The organism is Saccharopolyspora sp. MMCC62, from assembly GCF_057736575.1.
This window is the reverse complement of the sequence record NZ_JBYKCM010000001.1, coordinates 738,799-758,056: the sequence shown is the minus strand read 5'-3', so window position 1 is coordinate 758,056 and position 19,258 is coordinate 738,799. Positions and strand designations below refer to the sequence as shown.

At 72.9% G+C, this 19,258-nt stretch carries 17 protein-coding genes and 1 riboswitch; of the genes, 15 read left to right on the top strand and 2 right to left on the bottom strand.

The window, feature by feature from the left end:
• Window positions 1-47 precede the first annotated feature (47 nt).
• Entirely contained in the window at window positions 48-1,391 is a 1,344-nt protein-coding gene (gene lysA / locus AC29IT_RS03405) for a diaminopimelate decarboxylase (protein WP_488217766.1), read from the bottom strand.
• A 606-nt stretch (window positions 1,392-1,997) separates the two neighbouring features.
• Between lysA and AC29IT_RS03400 the strand changes: the two genes are divergently transcribed.
• From AC29IT_RS03400 to AC29IT_RS03380, 5 genes are all read left to right on the top strand, one after another.
• Entirely contained in the window at window positions 1,998-2,870 is an 873-nt protein-coding gene (locus AC29IT_RS03400; RefSeq protein WP_358444547.1) for an SDR family NAD(P)-dependent oxidoreductase, read from the top strand.
• A complete protein-coding gene (locus tag AC29IT_RS03395; RefSeq protein ID WP_488217765.1) occupies window positions 2,863-3,624 on the top strand; it encodes an HpcH/HpaI aldolase family protein in 762 nt (253 codons plus the stop codon). The genes AC29IT_RS03400 and AC29IT_RS03395 overlap by 8 nt, the downstream gene beginning before the upstream one ends.
• The gene (locus AC29IT_RS03390) at window positions 3,611-4,555 is read left to right on the top strand and encodes an alpha/beta hydrolase (protein ID WP_488217764.1); all 945 of its coding nucleotides are present in this window, start codon (window positions 3,611-3,613) and stop codon (window positions 4,553-4,555) included. The genes AC29IT_RS03395 and AC29IT_RS03390 overlap by 14 nt, the downstream gene beginning before the upstream one ends.
• Before the next feature lie 228 nt (window positions 4,556-4,783).
• A complete protein-coding gene (locus AC29IT_RS03385) occupies window positions 4,784-6,157 on the top strand; it encodes a sugar porter family MFS transporter (protein WP_488217763.1) in 1,374 nt (457 codons plus the stop codon).
• A gap of 523 nt (window positions 6,158-6,680) precedes the next feature.
• Window positions 6,681-7,589: a hypothetical protein gene (locus AC29IT_RS03380; RefSeq protein WP_488217762.1), complete on the top strand. Its 909-nt coding sequence runs from the start codon at window positions 6,681-6,683 to the stop codon at window positions 7,587-7,589.
• Between the two features lie 39 nt (window positions 7,590-7,628).
• Here the strand turns inward: AC29IT_RS03380 and AC29IT_RS03375 are convergent, their stop codons facing one another.
• Window positions 7,629-8,519, bottom strand: coding sequence for a hypothetical protein (locus tag AC29IT_RS03375; RefSeq protein ID WP_488217761.1), 891 nt, complete (start codon window positions 8,517-8,519; stop codon window positions 7,629-7,631).
• 201 nt (window positions 8,520-8,720) lie between these two features.
• Here AC29IT_RS03375 and AC29IT_RS03370 point away from each other — a divergent pair, with 201 nt between their 5' ends.
• The 10 genes from AC29IT_RS03370 (at window position 8,721) to AC29IT_RS03325 (ending at window position 19,208) form a co-directional block, all read left to right on the top strand.
• Window positions 8,721-10,055 carry an MFS transporter gene (locus AC29IT_RS03370; protein WP_358444530.1) on the top strand — a complete coding sequence of 445 codons (1,335 nt, stop codon included), beginning with the start codon at window positions 8,721-8,723 and terminating at the stop codon, window positions 10,053-10,055.
• Window positions 10,052-11,092 (top strand): Ldh family oxidoreductase, encoded by a 1,041-nt coding sequence (locus AC29IT_RS03365; protein ID WP_358444527.1) that lies wholly within the window; start codon window positions 10,052-10,054, stop codon window positions 11,090-11,092. Before AC29IT_RS03370 ends, AC29IT_RS03365 begins: the two co-directional genes overlap by 4 nt.
• A gap of 23 nt (window positions 11,093-11,115) precedes the next feature.
• Window positions 11,116-11,991: a dihydrodipicolinate synthase family protein gene (locus AC29IT_RS03360; RefSeq protein ID WP_358444525.1), complete on the top strand. Its 876-nt coding sequence runs from the start codon at window positions 11,116-11,118 to the stop codon at window positions 11,989-11,991.
• Complete coding sequence (locus AC29IT_RS03355; protein ID WP_358444522.1) at window positions 11,984-12,892, top strand: ribokinase; 909 nt, start codon at window positions 11,984-11,986, stop codon at window positions 12,890-12,892. Before AC29IT_RS03360 ends, AC29IT_RS03355 begins: the two co-directional genes overlap by 8 nt.
• A gap of 22 nt (window positions 12,893-12,914) precedes the next feature.
• The gene (locus AC29IT_RS03350) at window positions 12,915-13,586 is read left to right on the top strand and encodes a GntR family transcriptional regulator (protein WP_358444519.1); all 672 of its coding nucleotides are present in this window, start codon (window positions 12,915-12,917) and stop codon (window positions 13,584-13,586) included.
• Between the two features lie 77 nt (window positions 13,587-13,663).
• Window positions 13,664-14,638 carry a 2-hydroxyacid dehydrogenase gene (locus tag AC29IT_RS03345; RefSeq protein WP_488217760.1) on the top strand — a complete coding sequence of 325 codons (975 nt, stop codon included), beginning with the start codon at window positions 13,664-13,666 and terminating at the stop codon, window positions 14,636-14,638.
• Between the two features lie 242 nt (window positions 14,639-14,880).
• Window positions 14,881-15,405, top strand: coding sequence for a DUF3558 family protein (locus tag AC29IT_RS03340; protein ID WP_358444512.1), 525 nt, complete (start codon window positions 14,881-14,883; stop codon window positions 15,403-15,405).
• A 273-nt stretch (window positions 15,406-15,678) separates the two neighbouring features.
• Window positions 15,679-15,846, top strand: a riboswitch (cobalamin riboswitch).
• A 184-nt stretch (window positions 15,847-16,030) separates the two neighbouring features.
• A complete protein-coding gene (locus AC29IT_RS03335) occupies window positions 16,031-16,855 on the top strand; it encodes a hypothetical protein (protein WP_488217759.1) in 825 nt (274 codons plus the stop codon).
• Window positions 16,852-17,955, top strand: a complete 1,104-nt coding sequence (locus tag AC29IT_RS03330) for a PLP-dependent cysteine synthase family protein (protein ID WP_488217758.1) — start codon at window positions 16,852-16,854, stop codon at window positions 17,953-17,955. Before AC29IT_RS03335 ends, AC29IT_RS03330 begins: the two co-directional genes overlap by 4 nt.
• Window positions 17,952-19,208, top strand: coding sequence for an MFS transporter (locus tag AC29IT_RS03325; RefSeq protein WP_488217757.1), 1,257 nt, complete (start codon window positions 17,952-17,954; stop codon window positions 19,206-19,208). The genes AC29IT_RS03330 and AC29IT_RS03325 overlap by 4 nt, the downstream gene beginning before the upstream one ends.
• The last annotated feature ends 50 nt before the right edge of the window (window positions 19,209-19,258 follow it).

Sequence of the window (19,258 nt, the reverse complement as noted above, 5' to 3'; positions counted from 1 at the left end):
ATCTGGTCAGTCAGTGGTTCAGATCACGATTTCGTCGGATGGCCGGGTCACGCGCCGACGTCGCGGCGGAGCAGGTCGGTGGTGGTCTCGCGGCGCAGCAGGGTCTCGGCCCGCCCGTCCCGGACCGCGATCAGGGGCGGGCGCCCGAGCATGTTGTAGTTCGACGACAGCGGCACGTGGTAGGCGCCGGTGCACGGCACGGCCAGCAGGTCGCCCGGGCGCACGTCGGCGGGCAGCGGCACGTCGGTGGCCAGCACGTCGCCCGCCTCGCACTGCCTGCCGACCACGGTGACCGACCGCGGTTCCGCCGTGGCGGGCCTGCCGATGAGCCGGGCGGTGTAGCGGGTGCCGTACAGCGCGGGCCGCGGGTTGTCGCTCATGCCGCCGTCCACGGCGACGAAGGTGCGCACCCCGGGGACGTGCTTGACCGCCGCCACCCGGTAGACCGTGACCCCGGCGCGGGCCACCAGCGCCCGGCCCGGTTCGACGGTCAGCCGCGGTTCGGGCAGGTCGTGGCGGCGGCATTCGTCGTGCAGCGCGGTGCGCACGCGCAGCGCGAAGCCGAGCAGGTCGAACTCGTCCTCCCCGGGCAGCTGCGGGACGGCGTGCCCGCCGCCGAGGTCGAGCTGCGGGAGCGGCACGCCGTGCTCGTCGCGCACTGCGGCGAGGAACCGCAGCAGGCGCCGGGTGGCCTCCTCGTAGGCGGCGACCCGGGTGAGCTGCGAACCGAGGTGGCAGTGCAGCCCGGCCAGCCGCAGCCGGGGCTGCGCCAGCACCCGCCGCACCGCCTCCGCCGCCATGCCGCCGGCGAGGGCGAAGCCGAACTTCTGGTCGGCGACGCCGGTGGCGACCGCCCGGTGTGTGTGCGGGTCGACGTCGGGGGTGACCCGCACCAGCACGTCCTGCGGTTCCCGCGCGGACTCGGCGAGCAGCGCGATCTCGTCGAAGGAGTCGAGCACGATCCGGCCGACCCCGGCTTTGGCGGCCGCGGCGAGGTCCGCGGGGGTTTTCACGTTGCCGTGCAGCACGATCCGCTCCCCGGGGAAACCGGCTTCGCGCGCCACGGCGAGTTCACCCGCCGAGCACACGTCGATGGCGAAGCCCTCCTCCCGCATCCACCGCGCGACGGACCTGGTGAGCAGCGCCTTGCTCGCGTACGCGATCTCCACGCCGGGCAGGGCGGCGCGGTACTGGGCGCACCGCATCCGCACCTCGCCCTCGTCGATGATCGAGCACGGCGTGCCGTGCTCCGCCGCGATCCGCGCCACCGAGGTGCCGCCGAGCACCAGGTCCCCGTCCCGGTCGAGCTCCGCGCCGACCGGCCACGGGGCGCCGGACAGTCGCGGCAGCAGCGATTTGCGGAAGGTGGGGAACAGGTCCGCGAGCGTCATCGTCGTCTCCCATAGAGGACTCCGGGCGGCTGTCGCGCCGCCGTGCCCCCGAGGGAACTCCCGCTCGCCGCCGTCGAACCGGACGTGGACGCGATCCCGACGCGGCGACCCCGGATCTTTCCGCCGTGCTGACGCCGCACCGTGTCGCCGCGGGTCGCCAGGTGGTCAGCACGTGCGGTCGAGAGGTCATCGTTGTCCGGGAGGCGTCCTGGATAGTGATCAACTGTCCCGATGGAGTGCGAGCTCCGGCCCGCGTTTCTCTTGAGGAACGGTCGTGGTTCCGGGTCGGAAGGGGGTCGGTTCCTGGGAAAGTCCTTTCATGGCTGCCGGATCGAGCAGGAGGAGGCCCGGTTTCGGGGGTCGGTGCACGTTAGGATGAGCCGAAGATCGAGTCCTAATTAATGGGACTAATGTCTAACTAGTAGGAATTTACCGATCGGCTGTGTTAGCGTCGCCACGCCTCGACGTACCGGGCCCGCCGGTGGGGCGCCGCCCGCCCGGCGCGGACCGAACGAGTCCTAAGTGGACTCCTGGGCCCGCCCGGCGTGGCCGCGGATCCAGGCGGTTCCGAGGCGCAGGAACCCGAGAGTGATGGAGGAAGGCCGGATGGACGATCGTCGACCCGCGGGTGGCGCGCCGGGGCACGGCCTCCTTCGCGACCGCGTCGCGCTGGTGACGGGTGGCGGCCGGAACCTGGGACGCGCGATCGCGCTGCGGCTGGCCGCCGAAGGCGCCGCGGTCGTCGTCAACGACGTGCGCGCCGAGGACGCCGAACGCACCGCGCGGGACGCGGGTGAGCGGGCGATCCCCGCCGTCGCCGACCTGTCCGACCCGGCCGCCGTCGAGGAGGTCTTCGCCCGTGCCGAGCGGGAGTTCGGCGTGGTCGACGCGCTGGTCAACAACGCCTACGTCCGCGGTCCGGCGACCGCGTGGGGCCCGTTCCTGGCCCTCGAGCACCACGGCTGGTCGAGCTTCACCCGCGCCAACCTCGACCTGCTGTTCCTCGGCACGCACCGGGCGGCGACGGCGCTCGCCGCGGCCGGGCGCGGCGGCACCGTCGTCAACATCAGTTCGCACGGCGCGGCGCGGGCGCACCGCAACCAGATCGCCTACGACGCGGTGAAGGGCGCGGTGGAGTCGTTCACCAGGGCCACCGCGGTCGACCTCGCGCCGTGGGGCATCCGGGTGAACGCGCTGCGGCCCGGTTCGATCGACGTCGCCGCCGGGACGGCGGGGTCGGACACCACCGATCCCGAGCTGGCGGCGCTCAAGGCGGGTCAGATCCCCTTCGGCCGCACCGGAACGCCCGAGGACGTGGCGGGCAACGTGGTCGCGCTCTCCAGCGAACTCACCTCCTACGTGACCGGCCAGGTCTACAACGTGGACGGCGGCATGGCCGCGCAGGCCCGCGCGCCGCAGGTGGAGATCGACCGGGTGTGGACCCCGGAGACGATCGGGGGGTACCGCGACGATGGCTGACCGATCGCTGAAAACCCGGCTGCGGCAAGGGGAAAGTCCCGTCGGGATGCTGGTGCGGATGCCCGCCGAACCGCTCGTCGAGTACGCGGCCGTCGGTGGCGCCGACTTCGTGCTCTTCGACTGCGAGCACGGCCCGGCCGACCTGATCGCGCTGCAGCGGCACATCACCCTCGCAGCCGCGCGCGGCATGGCGAGCCTGGTCCGGATCGGCCGCCACGGCACCGACGACGTGCTGCGGGTGCTGGAGCTGGAGGCCGAAGGCGTCGTCGTCCCGCACGTGGAGGACGCCTCCGGAGCCGGAGCGGTGGTGCGGGCCGCGCACTTCCCGCCGCTCGGCGACCGCGGCTTCGCGCAGTACGGCCAGGCGGGCCGGTTCGGCGCCGTGCCCGCCGCCGACCAGCTCCGGCGGGCGCGGGAGGACACCCTCGTCGTCGTCATGATCGAGACGGCGCGCGGGGTGGCGAACGCGCGCGCCGTGCTCGACACGCCCGGCGTGGACGCGGTGATGGCCGGGCCGGCGGACCTGTCGGTGTCCCTCGGCCTCACCGGCGGGGTGGACGAACCCGCCGTGCGCGACTCGGTGGCGCAGGTCCGCGCGGTGGCGGTGGAATCCGGCAGGCACGTGCTCACCGTCGTCGGCGACGAGCGGCAGGCCCGCGCCGCGCGCCCGGGGCTGGTCGTCTACAACGTGACCAAGGTGCTGGTGGACCGGTTCCGGGAACTCGTCGAAGGAGTCCGCGATGGTGGCGCTTGATCCGGACGCGGCCCGCTTCGCCCCGCTGCTGGTGGCGGCCACTCCCGATGTCGGCGGAGCGGTGCTCGACGCCGCCGAGGCCCGCGCGCTGATGGCCCGCGGCTCGGTTCCCGCCAGCTCCGCGCCGCGGCTCCCCGAGGTGCGGGACCGGGTGCTGCGGTCGCCCGGGCGGACGCCGGTGCGGGTGCGGACCTACCGCCCGGACGAGCCCGGGGGCACCGCCGATCCGCTGCCGGTGGCGGTGTACCTGCACGGCGGCGGCTGGGTCTTCGGCGACCTCGACTCGCACGACGGCGTAGCGCGCCGGTTGTGCGCAGGGGCCGGATGCGTCGTGGTGTCGGTGGACTACCGGCTGGCGCCCGAGCACCCGTTCCCCGCCGCGTTCGACGACGCGGTCACCGCGCTGGAGTGGGTGGCGGCGCACGCGGCGGAGCTCGGCGCCGACCCGGCGCGGCTGGCGGTCGTCGGTGACAGCGCGGGGGCGAACCTCGCGGCGGGCGCGGTCGTCTCCGGCAGCGCGCCGGACGTGGCGGTGCAGGTGCTGCTCTACCCGGTGACCGCGCACGACCCCGGCACCGCCTCGTACCGCGACCCGACCGCGCACGTGAACCTGACCCCGGCGCAGCTGGCCTGGTACTGGGACCAGTACGTGCCGGACTCGGCGCTGCGCGACGATCCGCGCGTCTCCCCGCTGCGCGGCCGGATGCGGCCCGACCTGCCGTCCGCGCTGGTGGTCACCGCCGAGTGCGACCCGCTGCGCGACGAGGGACGTGCCCACGCGGCCGCGCTCGACGCGGCCGGGGTGCCCGTCCGGCACTGGGAGGCCGCGGGCACCTTCCACGGCTTCTTCCGCTACCCCGACCACCTCCCGGTGGCCGCCGAACTGATCGCCCGCACGAACGCGTTCCTCGCGGACGCCCTGCGGGGCTGACCCCGGGCGGGACGGACGACCGCGTGCCTCGGGCAGGCGGTGGCAGCGGCGCGCGCCGCCGACGTGCCGGATCACGTCCCGAGAACCGACGGACCCGGGAACCGGCGCCGCTGAGAACGAACGCCCCCCCGAGAACCGACGCGGCTGAGAACCAACGCCCCGAGAACCACGCCGCTGAGAACCAACGCCCCGAGAACCAACGCCCCGAGAACCAACGGAGGTTCCTCGATGACCACGACGCGCACCGGTCCCGCGACCGGCGTCCGCATCCCGTCCACCCGCTACATCTACGTGTTCGGGGCGCTGGGCGGTTTCCTGTTCGGCTTCGAGACCGGAGTGCTGGCCGGGGCGCTGCCGTTCATCCGCCACGACTACCCGTCGATCACCGCGACCGCGTCCGGCCTGATCGTCGCCGCGCTCGCGGTCGGTGCCATCGCGGGTGCCGCGGTGTCCGGGCGGCTCTCGGACCGGATCGGTCGTCGCAAGGTGCTGTTCGTGCTGGGCGCGGTGTTCGTCGCCGGCTCGCTGGCGAGCGCCCTGTCGGTCGGCACGGCGACGCTGATCGCCAGCAGGCTGGTGCTGGGCATCGGCGTCGGCGGTGCGTCGGCGCTGGTACCGGTGTACCTGGCGGAGATGGCGCCGGCGCACGCCCGCGGCAGGCTCGGCGGGCTCAACCAGCTGATGCTGGTGATCGGGGTGCTCGCCGGGTACGTGGTGAACTGGGCGCTGGACCCGACCGGGAACTGGCGGGTGATGCTCGCGAGCGGTGCGCTGCCCGCCATCGCGCTGGTGCTGGGCACGATCCGGTTGCCGGAGAGCCCGCGCTGGCTGGTCACGCACGGCCGCGCTGGCGAAGCGCGGGAGCTGCTGGTGGTGACCCGCGGCGCGGACGCCGACGCCGAGCTGGAGCAGATCCGCGCCATCGCCGCCGAACCAGCGAATCGGGACGCGCTGCGCAGCCGCTGGGTGCGGCCGGTGCTGCTGATCGGCATCGGGCTTGCGGTGCTCACGCAGCTCAACGGCACCAACGTGATCTCCTACTACGCGCCGACGATCCTCGGCGCCGCCGGGTTCGGTTCCGGGGTGGCGATCCTGGCCACCGTCGGGCTCGGCGTGGTGAAGGTCGTGTTCGTCGGGATCGGCCTGCTGTTGATCGACCGGGTGGGCCGCAAGTTCCTGCTCGTGCTCGGCAACGTGGTGATGGGGTTGAGCCTGCTGGGCCTCGCGCTCGTGGCGCAGGCCGCACAGCCGGACCCCGTGCTGCTCGTGCTGTTCATGGCGTTGTTCCTGGCGGGCAACGAGGTCGGCTGGGGTCCGACGTTCTGGGTGCTGATGGGCGAGATCTTCCCGCTTCGGGTGCGCGGCGCGGCGATGGGCGTGGCGAGCACGGCGGTGTGGGTGGCGACCGCGGTCGTCGCGTTCGCGTTCCCCGTGCTGCTCGACGGCATCGGCCTGTCCGCCTCGATGTACGTGTTCGCCGCCCTGAACGCGGTCGCCGTCCTCTTCGGCGCCCGCTACGTCACCGAGACGAAGGGCAAGACCCTCGAAGAGATCGAACGCGACCTGCACGGTGCGGTGGTCGATCACGAGTCGCAGCCCTGAACCGATGTTCCGCTGGACGCCGCGGGTCATTTGTGGTTCGAATCAGTTTCGGAATGATTCGCGGCGTATCGCGTGCAGCGAAAGGGTGCCTGGCGTTGCTCCGAATGGCTGCCTGCCGCTGTGGTCGCCGGGGAAATCCGCTTGAATGGATACGGTTCGAGCGGCAAAGTTTCAAGATCGTGGTCTATTTTGGATGAGCCGTGACCACGGTGTTCTCTCTGGATTGAAAATGATCTTGATTCGGTCGTCGGGCGCGTGGAAATGGATGCACTAGGCGTCTTTACCGTACGTTGATCCGATCGGGTACTCTACCGCCGTTAGAGTCAAGGACCTCGACCACTTATCCGCTTCTCGGTGTGCCCGGATGTGCTTCGCCGATGGTCCAGCGCCTTGATCTGTGGCTGTTGCTTCGGCGTGGGGAGAAGTGCGAATGCCTGACCACGGTGCGGACTCGACCGGCTCATCTCCGGTTCGAAATGATCTCAGCGGAACCGTGAATGGGCACGTCGTGCAGGTGGGGCGCATGGACTCGATCTACGTCAACGACGTGAAGGTCGCGCCCGGGGACGAACAGGCGTCGCCGAGTCAAGACGGCGGGGGCTGCGGTTGGATGGTCGCGGTGGCCGTGGCGCTGCTGATCTTCGTGCTGTTGTCGCAGTGCAGCGGCGGCAGTGTGTTCCCGGAGGAAAGCGAACCATGGCCAGAGGGCGCTCAACGGGAGGAAGTGCTCTCGACGGTACTCGACGGGATCGGCTCCTGTTCCCGCGCGGTGGTCCTCGCTCCGGCCAACTGTCCGCAATCCGAAGATCTCGTGGGATCGGAAGCCAGCAATGTCGCTTGGCGGCTCCGCGGCGACCCGATGGACGGTGCCCGGGTCGCGTACGAGGACGGGAAGTTCCTGGTGTCGGGCAGTGTCGTCATGACCGTCTCGTACGAGTACCCGTTCGTTCGGCCCGTTTTCGCCACGAAGATCGTTCCGTACTTGGCGGAGGTGTCCTCGTCGGGTGCGGAGCTGTTAAGCCTGGAATCCGTCGACCCGGCGAGGATGCCTCCTGTGCGCAAGGAGAGGCCTGCGATGGAACAGGGCGAGGTGACTTCCGTTCTCCGCTCCGCTTTCGGGCGTTGTGCCGCTAGCACCGGTTCGGCGATGGACTCCGGCTGTCCGGACGTCCGAGTCGTCGCAGCGCAGCGGGGCACAGCCGTCCATTGGAGTTTCGAAGGGGATCCCGCCATCAACACTCGGGCGACGTTCGATCCAGGGTCGGGTTTGATCTCCGTGATCGGCAGCTATGCGGCCACGGCGAACTACGTGGATGTACTCGGCGAGCAAGAGGTCTCGCGCAGCGGTACCTACTGGGCCAAGCTCATGGCGGAGTCGGGCAGGTTGACCGTTTTGGAAATCGAGACGTGCGACATGGAATGCTCCAAATAGGACTCGTGATTCGCGATGGTGGTAGGCCGGATCTCCCATTCAAGTGGACGTGCCCGCCAAGCCGGTGAGGGTGTGTTCCCAGGTGGTGGCGAGGGATTCGGGGATCAGGCCGAGCTGGGCGAGGACGGCGACGCAGCGGCCGTCGGCGGCATGCAGGCGCACCACGGAGGTGGGGCCGTGCACGCCGTGCGGCCGGGTGAGGCGGGCTTCGGTGATCTGCGCGGGGTGGAAGGCGGCGTTGCAGCCGCCGGAGACCATGGTGATCATGTCGCCGCGGTGCTCGACGAGGTCGAGTGCGCCGGTGTGCAGCTGGAGGCAGCCGCGGTTGAGGACGCCGATGCTCAGCGGGATCCCGGTGTCGCACAGGTGGCAGAGCAGGTCGACGACCCGCATCGGGTCGACCGCGGTCCCGGTCGCCGCGCCCGAGGTGGGGTCGGCGAGGAGCCCGTCGAGGGTGCCGAGCTGGTCGGAGCAGTCGGCGGCCGGTTCGGCCTCCGCCGCGTCCTCGGCCGCGGGCCGCGCCATCCGCAGCAGGTCCAGGGCGAGCGTGCCGCTGTGCGACACCAGGTAGCCGCGGTGCACCACGCGGTGCCACCGGTCGAACATCCACAGCCCGGGCGGCTCGTGACGTCCTTCGTCGGCGTCCATCGCGACGAACGCGCGCACCGTCGGGCGGTGCAGCCGCAGCAGCACCGAGTCCGGTGCGAGCGGCAGCGGGTCGCCGGTGAAGCTGGGCTGGGCGTAGGGCCCGAGGTCGCTGATCAGCGCGGTCCCGTTGGCGGTCATGGCGACGCATTCGTCGAGCAGCGGCAGGTGCGCGGCGAGCGCGTCCACGTCGAGGTCGAGCCGCGCGCCGTGCGAGCCCGGCCGGTTGAGCAGCAGGTCGAGGTCGGTCCGGGCACCGGCGTCCGCGGGATCGGGTGGCTGCAACGTCGAGGTCCTCACTGGTCGGGGTCGGGCGGAACTCGTCGTGAATATTAGGTGAGCCTAACCTAAAAGATCGGCCCGGGTGTGCGGCGCGGCCGTCGATTTCCGCAGGAGGAGGGCACTTGTGGGCACTTCGTTAACGGTTTACGGTCTACGAACCGATGGCGACGTTGCCACCGGTTCGGTTTCGAAGGAGAACCGTTCATGGAATCCGACTCGCTGACCTCCGGCGGCGAGCGCGCGCCCGGCCGCGCCGCCCCCGGCCCGAAGGTCGGCCGGTACCGCTACCTGGTGCTCGCCGCGGTGACGCTCGGCATCGCGGTCAACTACCTCGACCGCGCCACGATCAGCGTCGCGCTGCCGGACATGGAAGCCGACCTCGGCATGTCCGACGCGCTGGCCGGTGTGCTGCTGTCCTCGTTCTTCTGGACCTACTCGGCCGCCCAGCTGCCCGCCGGGTTCCTCGCGGGCAGGCTCGGGCCGCGGAAGCTGATCGCGTTGTCCGCGCTGGTCTTCGGCGCGGTCACGATGCTGATGGGCCTCGCCTGGGGCGTCGGCTCGCTGGTCGTGCTGCGGCTGCTGCTGGGGATCGGGGAGGCGCCCGCGTTCCCGGCCGCCGCCCAGGTGGTCTCCGAGTGGTTCCCGAAGGGGGAGCGCAGCTTCGCCTCCGGGACCTTCAACAACGGCAACCCGATCGGCTCGACGCTGTGCATCCCGCTGGTCGCGCTGCTCGTCGCGAGCTTCGGCTGGCGGGCCTCGTTCCTGGTGACCGGTGGTCTCGCCGTCGCCTACGCCGTCGGTTGGTGGTTCTTCTACCGCTCGCCGCGGGAGTCCCCGCGGGTCGGGGATGCCGAGCTCGCGCACATCCGCTCCGGGCAGGAGGAACGCGCGGACGCCGAGCAGCAGGTCGCGGTGCCCTGGCGGTCGCTGTTCCGGCACCGCACCGTGTGGTCGATGATGATCGGCTTCTTCTGCATCAACTTCGTCGCGTACTTCTTCATCACCTGGTTCCCCACGTACCTGGTGGACACCTACGACCTGACGCTGCTCAACTTCGGGTTCCTCGGGATGGTGCCCGGCATCGCCTCGATGCTCGGCGGCTGGACGGGCGGGCTGGTGTCGGACTGGCTGGTGCGGCGCGGCACCGACCTCACGAAGGCGCGCAAGGGCTGCCTGGTCGGCGGTCTGCTCGGCACCTCGGTGATCGCGCTGGCCGTGGCCTCGCCAGGGGTGGGCACGGCGCTGGTGGCGCTGTCGGTCTCGTACTTCTCCAGCACGTTCGCGGCCGCCTCGGTGTGGTGCCTGCCGGCGGACGTGGCGCCCACCGCCGCGCACGTCGGTTCCCTCGGCGGCATCCAGAACGCCGCCGCCAACTGCGCCGGGATCGTCTCGCCGATCCTGATCGGCGTGATCACCGGGGTCACCTCGTCGTTCGAGGTGCCGTTGCTGATCGCGGGTGGCGTGGCCGTGCTCGGCGCGGTGAACTACGCGTTCTTCATGCCGAGGCTGCGCCCGCTCCCCACCGAGGAGACCGCATGATCGAGATCAGCGAACTGACCGGCCGCGTGCACGGGGTGGTGCGCGCGCTCGGTGCCCCCGAGGACGTCGCGACCGAGGTCGCCGACCACCTGGTCCGCGCCGAGCTCTCCGGCCACGCCAGCCACGGCGTGCTGCGCCTGCCGCAGTACGCCGCCGAGGTCGAACGCGGGCTGATCGCGGCCGGGGCCCGAGCCGACGTCGTCAGCGCGAAACCCGCGGCGATCGTCGTCGACGGCCACCACGGCTTCGGCCACCACGCCGCCGCGCTCGCCACCGCGGAGGTCGCCGCCGCGGCCGAGCAGGTCGGTGTCGCGGCCGCGAGCATCCGGAACGGCACGCACGTCGGCAGGCTCGGCGAGTACGCCGAACGCCTCGCCGCGCGCGGGCTCGTCGCACTGGTGCAGGTCGGCGCGGTCGGCCCGGGCGTGGGCAGCATGGCGCCGTTCGGCAGCGGCAGCGGGACGCCGTTCCTCAACACCAACCCGTGGGCGGTCGGCGTCCCCGCCACCGACGGCGCGTTCGTGTTCGACGGTTCGATGTCGAACATCGCCGAGGGCAAGGTGCACGCGGCGAAGCGCACCGGCGAGCCGTTGCCGGAGGGCGCCGTGCTCACCGCGGACGGACGGCCGGGCACCGATCCGGAGGACTTCTACGCCGACGGCACCCTCACCCCGCTCGGCGGCGCGCTCGCCGGGCACAAGGGTTACGGGCTGGCGCTGGCGGCCGCGCTGCTCGGCGGGCTCGCGCACGCCGACGGGTCCGCGGCCTCGCTGCGCGGCCTGGCGCGGCTGCGCCGACCCGACGGCGACCCGGCGGGCCTCGGCGGTGTCACGATCATCGCGCTCGACCCGGGCGCGTTCGGCGAGCAGGACGCCTACGCCGCGGCCACCGGCCGGGTCGCCGCCGCGCTGCACGCCGACGGAGTGCTGGTGCCCGGCGACCTGGAACGGCGTCGCCGCGCCGAATCCGGTACCTCCGTCGCGCTGCCGCCCGGCACCCTCGCCGAACTCACCGCCCTCGAAACCAGCCTGTCGTGACCGACCACCCCGAAAGGACCGACATGACCGCGCCGAGCAGGCCGATCATCCTCACCGCCGCCCCCGTCGCCTTCGCCGCGGACGGTTCGGTGGACCTGGCGGCCTCGCGCCGCATCCTCGAATTCATCGCCGCCTCCGGCACCGACGGGGCGTTCGTGCTCGGCACCACCGGCGAGTTCCCCTCGCTGACCGAGCAGGAGCGGCACGACCTCGCACGGCTCAGCCTGGAAGTGCTGCGCGGCAAGCGGGTCGTCGTGCACGTCGGCGCGCCGAGCGCGTTCCAGGTGCGGGCGCTGATCGCCGACGCCCGCGAGCTCGGCGCCACCTCGGTCGCGGTGCTCACCCCGTACTACCTGCCCGCCGGGGACGAGGCGATCGTCGAGTTCTTCCGGTCCGCCACCGCGGAGGCCGACGGGCTCGACGTGTACGCCTACCTGTTCACCGACCGCACCGGCAACGCCGTCGGACCGGAGCTGCTGGGCCGGATCGCGGCGCTGCCGTCCGTCGTCGGCGCCAAGATCAGCGGTGAGTCGCTGGACGCGGTGGCCGCCTACCGGGACGCGGTCCCGGCCGGGTTCCGGATCTTCACCGGCGGCGACCGGGACATCGCGCAGGTCACCGCCCGCGGCCTCGACGGCGTGGTCTCCGGGGTCGCCTCCGTGCTGCCGAAGCCGTTCGTCGCGGCCGCGGACGCCGTCGCCGCCGGAGACGCCGCCGCGGTGTCCCGCGCCCAGGACGGTGTGGATGCCGCGGTGGACGCGGTGCGCGGCGACCCGGAGCGGATGAAGGTGGGCCTGGCGCTGCAGGGCGTCGAGGCGGGGACCAGCCGGATGGCGCTCGACCCGGTGGACGCCGCCGGGCGGGCCGAACTGGAACGCGCGGTCGCCGCCCATGGCTGAGCGCGGCGGGCGGGTGTGCGTGCTCGGCAGCGCCAACGTGGACACCGTGGTCCGGGTCGGGCGCAGGCCCGGGCCCGGGGAGACGGTGCGCGGGCTCGGCCGGGACCGCTTCGCCGGTGGCAAGGGGCTGAACCAGGCCGTGGCGGCCGCCCGGATGGGCGCCGTGGTCGACTTCCGCGCGCGCGTCGGATCGGACGGCGCGGCGGACTTCCTCGCGCAGCGGCTCGCGGCCGACGGGCTCGACCTCGCGGGCGTGGTGCGCACCGCGGCGCCGACCGGCACCGCCGACATCACCGTGGACGCCGCCGGGGAGAACACGATCGTCTTCTGCGGCGGCGCGAACGACGAGTTCACCGAGCTCAGCGCCGCGGACGGAGCGGCCGTCGCGACCGCGGACGTGCTGCTGCTGCAAGGGGAAGTGCCGGTACCGGTGCTCGTCGAAGCCGCCCGGCTCGGGCGCACCGTGGTGCTCACCCCGGCCCCCGTGCGGCGGTTCCCCGCCGAACTGCTCGACGCGGTCGACGTGCTGGTGCCCAACGAGCACGAGGCCGCCGAGCTCACCGGTGAGCGGGATCCGGCCGCCGCGGCGCTCGCGCTGTCCACCGGCGGCCGGTCGGTGCTGGTCACGGTCGGGGAGCGCGGGGTGGAGCTCGCAGCCGACGGTCGTCCGCTCGGCCGCGTCCCCGCCATTCCGGTGTCCAGTGTGGACACGACCGGGGCCGGGGACACCTTCGCCGGGGCGCTCGGTGCGCTGCTCGCGGAGGGCGCCGAGCTGCCGGACGCCGCCCGGGTCGCCGCCGCGGCAGCCGCGCTCAGCGTCACCCGCCCCGGCGCGGACGGGATGCCGCACCGGCACGAGGTGACCGAATTGCAGGCGGCGACCACTATTGTCGGCGGTTGACGATGTGATCGAGGGAGGATGCATGTCCGACTCGCTCGTCCGCGCGGATTCGCTCGGGGAGCGGCTGGCCCGCACGCTCCGGGACCGGATCGTGCGCGGGGAGATCCCGCCGGGCACGCACCTCGTCGAGGACTCCGTGGCGGAGAGCTTCGACGTGAGCCGGGGCCCGGTCCGCGATGCGCTGAAGCTGCTGCGGCTGGAGAACCTCGTGGAACCGCAGCGCCGCGGGGTGCACGTGGTCGGGTTGAGCGCCGCGGACGTCCGCGAGCTCTACGCGATCCGGCAGGCCATCGAGACGCTCGCCGTGACCAGCGCCATCGGTCTCGGCGAACACCGCTCGGAGGCCGGGATGCAGCGCGGGCTGCGGGGGATGTCCGAGACGGCCACGCCGTCCCGGGCCGCCGAGTTCGCCGAGCACGACCTGCGGTTCCACCGCGGCATCTACGAGGCGAGCGGCAACCGCAGGCTGCTGACCATCTGGCTGCAGATCGAGCCGTTGTTCGCCAGCATGCTCGCGGTCACCAACAGCGAGGACGAGGACCTGGGCCCGGTGTGCACCGCGCACGAGCAGCTGCGGACCTCGATCGCCGACGGCGATGCCGCGCGCGCGACTGCGCTGCTCACCGCGCACCTGGCCGGCTCCGAAGAGCGGATGCTCGCCGCGCTGCAACGGATCTGGTCGACCACGTCCTGATCCCACGCGGGATCCGAGCTCCTCGCCGACGGCGGGGAGCGGGTTCCGCGCGCCCGGAACACCCCGAAAGAGGAACCATGACCGGTCACATCGTCAGCTTCTACGACCTCAACGACATCACCGAGGCCGAACTGCGCAAGCACCTGCCGGACTTGCCGGACCTGCGGATCACCGAGATCGGGCCCGAGCAGGACCCGGCCGATCACCTGGACGCGCTGGCCACCGCGACGATCGTGCTGGCCCCGCTGGAGAAGGAGCGGCGGATCGACGCCGGGCTGCTGGACGCGATGCCGCGCTGCGAGCTCGTGCAGTCCGTCGCGGTCGGCTTCGACGGCGTGGACCACCTCGCCGCCGCCGAGCGCGGCATCCCGGTGGCGAACCTGCCCGGGTTCAACGCCGACGCGGTCGCCGACTGGACCGTCGGCTCGCTGCTGTCGCTGCTGCGGCACTACGCGGCCGGGCACCGCAAGGTGGAATCCGGCGGCTGGGGGCCGGAAGGGCTGCGCGGCCGCGACCTGGCGGCGCTCACCGTCGGCATCCTCGGCTTCGGCAACATCGGCCGCGCGGTGGCCCGCCGCCTGGACGGGTTCGGCGCCCGGGTGGTGGTGCACGACCCGGTGCCGTCCGAGCCGGGGCGCGAGTACCTCCCGCTGGCGGAGGCGGTGGCCGCCGCGGACGTGCTGAGCCTGCACCTGCCGCTGAACACCGCCACCCGCGGCCTGATCGGTGACGAGCTGCTCGCGCGGATGCCCCGCGGCGGGTACGTGCTCAACGCGGGCCGCGGCGGAGTCCTCGACGAGCGGGCGCTGGTGCGGGCCCTGGACTCCGGGCGGCTGGCGGGGGCGGCGCTGGACGTGTTCGAGCAGGAACCGCTGCCCGCGGACTCGCCGTTGCGGGGGCGGGCGGACGTGCTGCTCAACCCGCACACCGCGGGCGTGACCTGGGACGCCTACCACAACCTCCGCGGCGCGCTGTTCGCGAAGCTGGGCGCCGTGCTGGCCGGGGAACGGCCCGCCGACGTCGTCAACGGGGTCGAGCCGCGGCCCCGCTGAAGTTGGCGGGTTCTCGTCATCGGGGCCTGTTTTCGGGGGCGGGGGCGCCGGTGGTCCTGGTCCGCTCGGGGCAACCGGTGCGCCGGGCCGGTCGCTCGATTCCTGGGCGGTACGGCCGAAGTCGCGTTCCTGCCGGAGGCGTCCGCTGGACGCGCGGGACATCATCAGCGCGTCCAGCGGGGAGGGCGCGAGTTCTCCGGATCGACCCGATCCGGACCGGATCAACGGCAGGCGTGATGAGTGTGAACGAGAAGGTTGCGGTGGCCCGCATCGGCGCGGTTCGGCTCGGCTCGATCGGCTTGGCCGTCGTCGCCGCGCTGTCGCTGGCAGGATGCGGCGGCGTGCAGGTCGACTCCCCGAAGGACGTCGCCGGTGAGAAGTCCTGCGACCTGGTGCCCGAGCAGACGGTGCACGAGCTGGGATTCCACCTGGGCGGCAAGGACGACGCGGGCACGTGCACCTGGAGCACCCCGCGGGACAGCGTGCGGCTGGAGGTCGGCGTGGTCGCCGACCGGTCGTTGCAGGACTTCCAGGACGAGGCCGACAAGTACTCCGACTTCGGCGAGCTGACCATCGGCGGGCACCCGGCGGTGCGCGCGAACTCCGGTGACCCGAAGGCCGACGGCACCTGCGAGCTGGTCGTGGCGGCCGCCTCGGACCAGGCGGTGTCGGCCAAGGCGAAGATCCCGAGCGGTGCCACGGCGGACCCGTGCGAGCTCGCCCAGCGGGCGCTGGACGCGGGCGTGCCTTCCTGGCCCGCGGCCTAGTCCGCGGCGCGGGGCGGGAGGTTTCGGTGGTCCCGTTTCGGTGACCGGCGCTCGCGAATCCGGCGGGCCCGCGCCCGTCGCATCCCGCGTCCGGTGGTCCCGCGCTCGGTGGTGCGGTGCCGCCGGGCGCGGGAGTCGCCGATGTCATATTCGCGGATGGCGATGCGTGCACCGGTGTCCGCCACCTGCGACGACAGCCGTTCCACCGGCCGCGGTGCGGGTTCCGCGCGGTGGCCGCGGTCTTGACATCGGACACCGGGGCTGCGAACTTCTGACCCGTTCCAACGACGGTGTGCAGGAAGCCGGTGCGAATCCGGCGCGGTCCCGCCACTGTGAGTGGGGAGTCGACCTCCATCCGAGCCACTGCCGGTTCCCGGCGGGAAGGCCGGAGGCCGGCGCCGATCCACGAGCCAGGAGACTGGCACCGTCGTGCCGATTCGTGCGGGGTCGCGGAGCCCCGGAGGAGGTACGTGGTGTCGCGCATCGCCGCATCGCGCCGGGAGATCCGGCGCATCGTCCACATCGGACATTAGTCGTCCCCGCGGGTTCGTCCCGCCGCTGTGCGTTCCGTTCCGGTTCCTGCTCGGGGAGACACGTGCGTCCTGCCACCACTGAACGATCCTATGTGGACTCGCTGGTCGAGTCCGCGCTGTCCGGCCACTTCCGCGATGCGGGCGGGAACGGCCCGGCGGAGCTCTCCGCCGCCGTCGCGTTCCTGACCGTGCAGGCCGCCCGGCACACCGGTCGCGGCACCGGGTACGTCAACACCGTGCTCAGCGTCCGGGTGGGCGAGGCCGTCGGCTCCTGCGCGGTCGAACCCGGTTCCCTCGACGAGGAAGCGGTGCGCCAGGTCGTGGGCCGCCCCGTGGACGAACTGCTGCGGCACCCGCTGCTGCCGGTGCGGGTCGCCGCCCTCGACGCCTACCTCGCCGCCCGCACTTCGCACGCCGCGCACCCGCTGTCCCGGCAGGTGGTGATCCCCGCGGGCGATTCACTGGCCAAGTCCACCGCCCGCGCCCGTGCGGTCGCCGCGATCACCGCGGTCCCCGACGGCGGCCGGGTCGCGGTGATCGGCGTGGTGAACTCGCTGCTCGCCGCGCTGCGGGACCGCGGGCTCGACTACGCGCCCTGCGACCTCAAGGGCGGCCGCACCGAGTGGGACGAGCCGATCAGCACCGACCACGCCGCCGCGATCGACGGCGCGGACGCGGTGCTGGCCTCCGGCATGGTCCTCGGCAACGGCACCTTCGACGACATCGCCGCGGCCTGCGCGGCCCGCGACCTGCCGCTGACCCTGTTCGCGCAGACCGGGTCCGCGGTGCTGCGGGAACTGGTCGGCGGCCCGGTGCGCGCGCTGTCCGCCGAGCCGTACCCGTTCTTCTGGCTCTCCGGCGAGGCCACCACCGTGCACACCTTCCAAGCCGCCCGCGCCACCGAGGTCGTGCGGTGACGGGTCGCGCGCCCGCCCGCTGCGACTCGCCCCTGGACCTGATCGGCGGTACCCCGCTGCTGCGGGTCACCGCGCCGATCTCGTTCCCGCACCCGGGGTTCTGGGCGAAGCTGGAGAGCGCCGCGCCGGGCGGCATGAAGGCCCGCGCCGCGCACGCCATGCTCACCGGCGCCCGCGCCCGCGGCGAACTGCGGCCCGGCGGCACGGTCGTCGAATCCACCAGCGGAACCCTGGGCATCGGACTGGCCTACGTCGGAGCGGCGCTGGGCCACCCGGTGGTCGTGGTGGCCGACGCGGAGCTCGACGCGCAGACCCGCGCGCTGCTCACCGCGCACGGGGTGCGGGTGGAGCTGGTGCGCGCACCGCACCCGGTGGGCGGCTGGCAGCGCGCGCGGCTGGACCGGGTCCGGGAGCTGCTGGCCGAACTGCCCGGCGCGTACTGGCCGGACCAGTACGGCAATCCGGACAACGTCCGCGGTTACCGCGCGCTCGGCCACGAACTGCTCGACCAGCTGCCCGACGCGGAAGCGGTGGTGTGCAGCGTCGGCACCGGCGGGCACAGCGCGGGCATCGCGCAGGTGCTGCGCGAACGCGCCCCCGGGGTGCGGCTGGTCGGGGTGGACGCGGCGGGCTCCACGGTGTTCGGCGATCCGGTGGCAAAGCGCGTGATGCGCGGCCTCGGCAGCAGCATCCACCCCGGCAACGTGGACTACCCGGCGTTCGACGAGGTGCACCTGGTCGGTGCCGCGGAGGCCGTCGCCGCCTGCCACCGGCTCGCCGTGGACGCGTTCGTCACCGGCGGGTGGAGCACCGGTGCGGTGGCGCTGGTCGCGTCCTGGTGCGCCCGCGAGCTCGGCGCGGACCGGGTCGCCGCGGTCTTCCCGGACGGGCCGCACCGCTACTGGGGGACGATCTACGATCCGGACTTCCTCGCCGCGCAGGACTTCCCGGAACCGGTCGCCGAACCGGTGGACGCGGACGGGATTCCGTCCGAAGTGGACAGCAAGACGACGTGGAGGAGGTCGCGCAAGGTGGTCGATCCGTGTGCCCGGCGAGCCGACGGCCCGGCGGAATGCCCGGTCTGCGAGGTGCGGCCGTGAACCGCGCCGCGTTCGCCCGGCTGTCCCCGGCCGCGAAGCTGCTGGTGATCAACCAGTTCGGCATCAACGTCGGCTTCTACATGCTGATGCCGTTCCTGGCCGCGTACATGAGCGGGAACCTCGGCTACGGAGCCGCCGTGGTCGGGCTCGTGCTCGGGGTGCGGAACCTGAGCCAGCAGGGCATGTTCCTGCTCGGCGGTACCGCCGCGGACCGGCTCGGCTGCCGACCGATGATCATCGCGGGGTGCGCGCTGCGCGTGGTGTCCTTCGGCCTGTTCGCCGTGTTCACCACGCTGCCCGGCCTGTTCGCCGCCGCGATCCTCACCGGTCTCGCGGGAGCGCTGTTCAACCCGGCGGTGCGGACCTACCTGATGCACGAGGCGGGGGAGCGGCGCGCCGAGGTCTTCGCCGTGTTCAACGTGTTCCAGCACGCGGGCACCCTGGTGGGACCGCTGCTGGGCGCGGCGCTGCTGGCGGTGGACTTCCGCGTCATCGCGCTGGTGGCGTGCGTCGCGTTCGCGGTGCTCACCGGGGCGCAACTGCTGGTGCTGCCGCACCGCGAGGTCGAGCCGCAGCGGCAGAGCGTGCTCGGCAGCTGGCGGGAAGTGGTGCTCAACCGCCGGTTCCTCGGCTTCACCCTGGCGCTGTCGGCGTACTTCGCGCTGTACAACCAGCTGTACCTGACGCTGCCGCTGGAGGCGCAGCGCGTGTCCGGGGCGGCGTGGTCCATCGCCGTCGTGTTCGGCGTGTCCACGCTGATCGGCGTGTTCGGGCAGGTGCGGATCACCGAGTGGTGCCGGGCGCGGTGGAGCTCGGGCCGGTCGATCGTGGTCGGCCTGGCCTGCATGGGCGGCTCCTTCGTGCCGATCCTGCTGGCCGCACCGGTGCTGCCGGAGCGGCTGCCCGCCGCCGGGATCGCCGGGACCGTGCTGGCGTTCGTGCCCGTGGTGCTCGCGATCGTGCTGTTCACCGTCGGGCAGGCGATGACGAACCCGTTCGCGATGGAACTGCTGCCGACGGTCGGCAGCGAACGCCTCGCAGGCACCTACTACGGCTTCTACTACCTGGTGTCCAGCCTGGTCGCGGCCGCGGTGAGCTGGCTGGCGGGGGCGCTGCTGGACGCCTTCGCCGAGCCGGGGATGCGCTGGCTGCCGTGGGCGGTGCTGCTGCTCGTGGGCCTGGCGGGCAGCGCGGGCACCCGGCTGCTCGAACGCCGGGGAGCGCTCGCCCCGCGCAGCCCGGCCGACGCCTGACCGCTCGCGCCAGGCGGTCTCGGCTCTTTCCCGTCAGCGGCGAAGCCGCT